Consider the following 5,110-nt stretch of genomic DNA (forward strand, 5'->3'; position numbering starts at 1 on the left):
ACACGACACCAGGATTAATGTCTGAAGGGTGGAGCAAGAAAAAGTTTGAGCCATTTCTCCAATTCTCCCTTTTCCCCATTTCTCCTTGTTTACACTTCTAATGTATAGCCCTGAACGGTTACAAAAATTTACAGATGAGAATGGGTCAGTCATTTGGGAATAAGTGCGGATTTCCCATTTTCCCTTTATTACACCCTGAACACTTACAGTAAATCTTATCCTCCTAAATATGCAGATTTGACTTCTTCATTTTTTATAAGATTAGAACAATTATCACAAAGCACAACCTTACCCGTCTCTAAAACATATCCCTTTTTTGCTATCTGTAAGGCAAGGTTTGCGTTTTGTTCAACTAATAATATACTGACACCCTCTTTATTTATTTGTTGTATTGTCTCAAATATCTTTTCTACCATTTTTGGTGCCAGTCCAAGTGACGGTTCATCAAGGAGTAATACCTTTGGTTTTGACATTAGTGCACGGGCAATAGCTAACATCTGTTGTTCTCCACCTGATAATGTTCCCCCTTTTTGTTTCATTCTTTCTTTTAATATGGGGAAGAGATGGAAGATTTCCTCTAATTCATCCTTTATCAATTTTCTTGTAAATGCACCTAATCTTAAATTTTCAAGGACAGAAAGAGTATGAAAAATTCTTCTTCCCTCAGGGCAATGTGAAATTCCTAACTTTACTATTCTATCAGGTGAGTATCTTTCAATACCTTCTTTTTGAAGAAAGATTCTTCCTGTTTTTGGGTGTAGGATACCGGATATAGTTTTTAAAAGGGTAGTTTTTCCAGCACCATTTGCCCCAATTATGGTTACAATCTCACCCTCTTCAAGATACAAACTTACCTTTTTTAATACCTCAATCCTACCGTAAAAGGTAGAAACATCTTGCAATTCAAGTATCATTTTGTCTCCATAGAAAATAGTAGACAGTAGTCAGTAGACAGTAGACAGTAGATAGTAGTCAGTAGTCAGAATTACATTTGCCTACTATTTTCTGTATAGTATTTACTCTCTCCTCTCTCCTCTCTACTCTCTACTTCCTTCCCAGATATGCCTCAATTACCTTCTCATTCATTCTTATCTCTTCTGGTTTCCCTTCGGCAATTTTTTCTCCATAGTCCAGAACAATTATTCTATCCGAGATATTCATAACCACCTTCATATCATGTTCTATCAATATAATTGTCACTCCATCTTCTCTAATCTTCTTTATCAATTCTATCATATCTTCTGTTTCTTTAGGATTCATGCCTGCAGTTGGCTCATCAAGGAGTAATAATGATGGTTTTGTTGCCAGGGCTCTGGCAATTTCTAACCTTTTCTGTTCACCATAAGGTAAATTTCTGGTTAGTTCATTTTCTTTATTTTCCAGGCGAATAAACTCAGCTATAGAATAGGCATATCGGATATCCTTTTCTTCTTCCTGTCTAAATCTTTTTGTTTTGAATATAACATCTAATATTCCATAATTAGTCTGATGAAAGAATCCTGATAAGATATTTTCTATAACCGTCATTTGTGGGAAAAGACGCAGATTTTGGAATGTTCGAGCAATCCCAAATCTTGTAATCTGATATGGTTTTAAACCGATAATATTTGAATCTTTAAACTTAATTATTCCTTGAGTAGGTAGATAAATCCCTGAAAGGATATTAAAAAAGGTAGTTTTGCCAGCACCATTTGGCCCAATCAAGGCTAATATCTCCCTTTTGGATAATTGAAAAGAGATTTCAGATAGAGCCTGAATCCCTTCGAAATTTTTTGATATATTTTCTACTTCCAAAAACATAATTCCTCCATACTACAGACCACAGACTACAGATTTGGTCACAGTAACTTTTGTCTGTTGTCTGATTGTCTGTTGTCTATTTTTCACTTACTAATTCCAATGTCCTTCTTTTTTCAGGAATAATTCCTTGTGGTCTAAATATGACTAATATGACCATCAAAAGTCCAAAGATTAACATTCGGTAAAGCACAAATTCTCCACCTAATGTTACCCTCAGGAATTCAGGTGTCCCTACCAATAAAACCACACCAAAGATTATTCCCAGAAGATTTCCCATCCCACCTAATACGACCATACAAACCAAAAATACTGATTCCCAGAAGGTAAAAGACTCAGGGCTTACAAATCCAATCCAATGAACATAGATTACTCCCGCAATAGCCGCAAATATTGAACTTGTAACAAAGGAAAATAATTTTATATCAGATGTATTTATTCCACTTACTTCTGCGGCAGTTTCATCTTCTCTTATTGCCACAAATGCCCTGCCTATTTTTGAGCGTTCTACTCTTCTTATGGCAAAAATAGAGCCTACGGTAAAAAACAGGATTAAATAAAAATAATGTAGTTCTTGCGTAAAAGTAAAGGTAAATAATTTTATTGGTTGTATCCTTTCTCCTACCCCTGGTAGTCCTTTAGGTCCATTAGTCAGGTAATCCCAATTATTTAAAACAAGTCGGGTAATTTCACCAAATCCTAATGTAACAATCGCTAAATAATCACCTCTTAACCGCATAAGTGGTTTTCCTAAAAGAAAACGGAAGAAGCCTGTAATTAAAATTGAGATTGGAAGGATAATCCAGAAAGAAAGTCCTTTGATTGAAAGTAAAGCCGCAGAATAAGCACCTATGGCATAAAATGCTATAAACCCTAAATCCAATAGCCCTGTATTGCCAATGACCATATTCAGCCCTAATACTAAAAGAACATAAATTCCCATCAGTGACAGAATATGCAGGGAATAAAATTCCTGTTCTATGTGAAGGAAATAGGCAATTATGATAATAATCAAGATAAGGGCAATTTCTAACATCTTTCTTTTATTTAGCATTTTTCCTGCACCCTTTCTCCGAGTATCCCGGTAGGTTTTATAATTAAGACTAAAATCAATATAATAAAGGCAAACACATCTTTATAAGCAGAAGAGATATATGCACAGCCAAGGCTTTCGAGGACGCCAAGTAAATATCCACCAATCATCGCCCCTGGAATATTTCCAATTCCACCTAATACTGCGGCAGTAAATGCCTTAATCCCATAAATAAATCCCATATTGTATTTTATACTGCCATAATACATACCAACTAATATTCCAGCAATGCCTCCTAATCCAGCTCCTATAAAAAATACAAGAGAGATAACTGAATTTGTATTTATACCCATCAACGCCGCTGTCTCTACATCAGATGAAGTAGCTCTAATAGCAGTGCCTAATTTTGTTTGCTTAATAAAATAGTTTAACACTACCATTAACAGAATAGAGATAGTGATGATAAAAATTTGAAGGGAATTTACAGATAGCACTCCAAATTGAAAATTTTTAACGGGAAAGATTTCTGGGAATGGTTTTGCCTGTGGACTTACTACTAACATAAATAAATTCTGTAAAAATATAGATACTCCAATGGCGGAAATAAGTGGTGTCAATCTGCTTGCCTTACGAAGCGGTCGATAAGCAAACCGCTCTATTATTATACCTAAGATACCTGTTAAAGACATTGATATTAGAAAGGCAAGTAGAAGTTGTAAAAATAGGTTATTCTGTAAGAATGGAATACTGGAGAAGGAAATGAGTAAGAAAAATCCAAAGAATGCACCTGCCATAAAAATCTCTGAGTGGGCGAAATTTATCATTAAAAGCACCCCATAAACCATTGTATAACCTAAGGCAATGAGTGCGTAAATTCCACCCAGCGTTATACCATTTATTAACTGTTGGAAAATCATTCATTTATTACTCACTTTTCATACCTTTAGATGACATCATTATTCTGAAATCTGCCACTTCCCATCTTTAACACTATAGCAAGTAATCTCTTTATTTAAGGTATCACCTTTTTCATCAAATCTTGTCTCTCCAATTATGCCATCGTATTTTATATTCTTAATGTAATCAATTATTTTACCTTTATCCTGTCCTATATTTTTAACCGCCTCAATGATAATATTTGTGGTATCATAAGTATAAGGGTCATAAGGTTGCATATCCATATCAGGGAATTTAGTTTTATATTTCTCAATGAAATCTTTTGCCTTAGGAAGTTTATCAGGTGGTGACCCAATCATCGTTGCCATATCTCCTTCAGACGATTTTCCAGCAATTTTTATATATTCACCCGTATAGATTCCATCTCCACCGACTAAAGGAACATTTAAACCCAACTCTTTTGCCTGTTTTGAGATAAGTCCTCCTTCCTGATACATTCCACCAAAATAAATTATCTGTGGATTTAATCCCTTTATCTTTATAAGTAATGCCTTAAAATCTCTATCACCAAGGCTTATTCCTTCAAAGCATAACACCTTTCCTCTAAGATTCTGGAATGTTTTTTGGAATTCTTCAGCCAGTCCTTGACCATAAGGTGTTTTATCATGAATTATGGCTACTCCTTTTATTTCTTTTTTATAAACAAAATCAGCCGCAAAACTTCCCTGAACATCATCAGTTGTGCAGGTACGAAAGACATTTGTAAATCCCTGCTGGGTAAGTTTTGGATTAGTAGAGGCAGGAGAAACCATAACTAAATTATGTCTGTTATAGACTGCAGAAGCAGGTATTGAACATCCAGAGTTTAGATGTCCTACTACACCACAGACATCTTTATCAGAGACAATTTGATTGGCGGCATTTACTGCTTCTTTTGGGTCAGCACGGTCATCCAGTGCCAGCAACTCAAATTTAATCTCTTTTAAAGTTTGATTTGCCTCTTCAATGGCTAATGTTGCTCCGTTTTTCATCCCCTGTCCCATAGCGGCAATGTCCCCGGTTAAAGGACAAACTAATGCAACTTTAACTACCTTTCCTTCTTTAACATCCTTTTTCACTCCACAACTAACAAAAGAAACACATACAAGACTAATTAACACAAAACATAAAATTTTCCTCATTTTTTTCAAACCTCCTTTATATCAAAGAAGAATATCATAATTTTTTCTAATTGTCAATAGAAATTTTCGACCTGTACAGGGCAAACGCATCTAAATTCCACAATCAACTGTAGTTTATGATTTTACCAGCAGTTATAAAGCATTTAGAGCCTCCAGCCTTAAAAATGTGTTCACTCTTCTGATTTAATCAGCTTTTACGGTT

General features: G+C 35.0%; 5 protein-coding genes. All 5 read right to left on the reverse strand.

The window, feature by feature from the left end:
* Nucleotides 1-215: 215 nt before the first annotated feature.
* The 5 genes from AB1414_15225 to AB1414_15245 all read right to left on the reverse strand — a co-directional run bounded on the left by AB1414_15225 (nucleotide 216) and on the right by AB1414_15245 (nucleotide 4,908).
* Nucleotides 216-911 (reverse strand): ABC transporter ATP-binding protein, encoded by a 696-nt coding sequence (locus AB1414_15225; GenBank protein ID MEW6608772.1) that lies wholly within the window; start codon nucleotides 909-911, stop codon nucleotides 216-218.
* Between the two features lie 133 nt (nucleotides 912-1,044).
* Nucleotides 1,045-1,803, reverse strand: coding sequence for an ABC transporter ATP-binding protein (locus AB1414_15230; protein MEW6608773.1), 759 nt, complete (start codon nucleotides 1,801-1,803; stop codon nucleotides 1,045-1,047).
* Nucleotides 1,804-1,876: 73 nt separating this feature from the next.
* A complete protein-coding gene (locus AB1414_15235) occupies nucleotides 1,877-2,851 on the reverse strand; it encodes a branched-chain amino acid ABC transporter permease (protein MEW6608774.1) in 975 nt (324 codons plus the stop codon).
* Nucleotides 2,845-3,747 (reverse strand): branched-chain amino acid ABC transporter permease, encoded by a 903-nt coding sequence (locus AB1414_15240; protein ID MEW6608775.1) that lies wholly within the window; start codon nucleotides 3,745-3,747, stop codon nucleotides 2,845-2,847. The genes AB1414_15235 and AB1414_15240 overlap by 7 nt, the downstream gene beginning before the upstream one ends.
* Before the next feature lie 39 nt (nucleotides 3,748-3,786).
* Nucleotides 3,787-4,908 (reverse strand): branched-chain amino acid ABC transporter substrate-binding protein, encoded by a 1,122-nt coding sequence (locus AB1414_15245; GenBank protein MEW6608776.1) that lies wholly within the window; start codon nucleotides 4,906-4,908, stop codon nucleotides 3,787-3,789.
* Nucleotides 4,909-5,110: the final 202 nt, after the last annotated feature.

The sequence above is a fragment of the bacterium genome, from assembly GCA_040755795.1.
Classification (GTDB): Bacteria; UBA9089; CG2-30-40-21; order CG2-30-40-21; family SBAY01; genus JBFLXS01.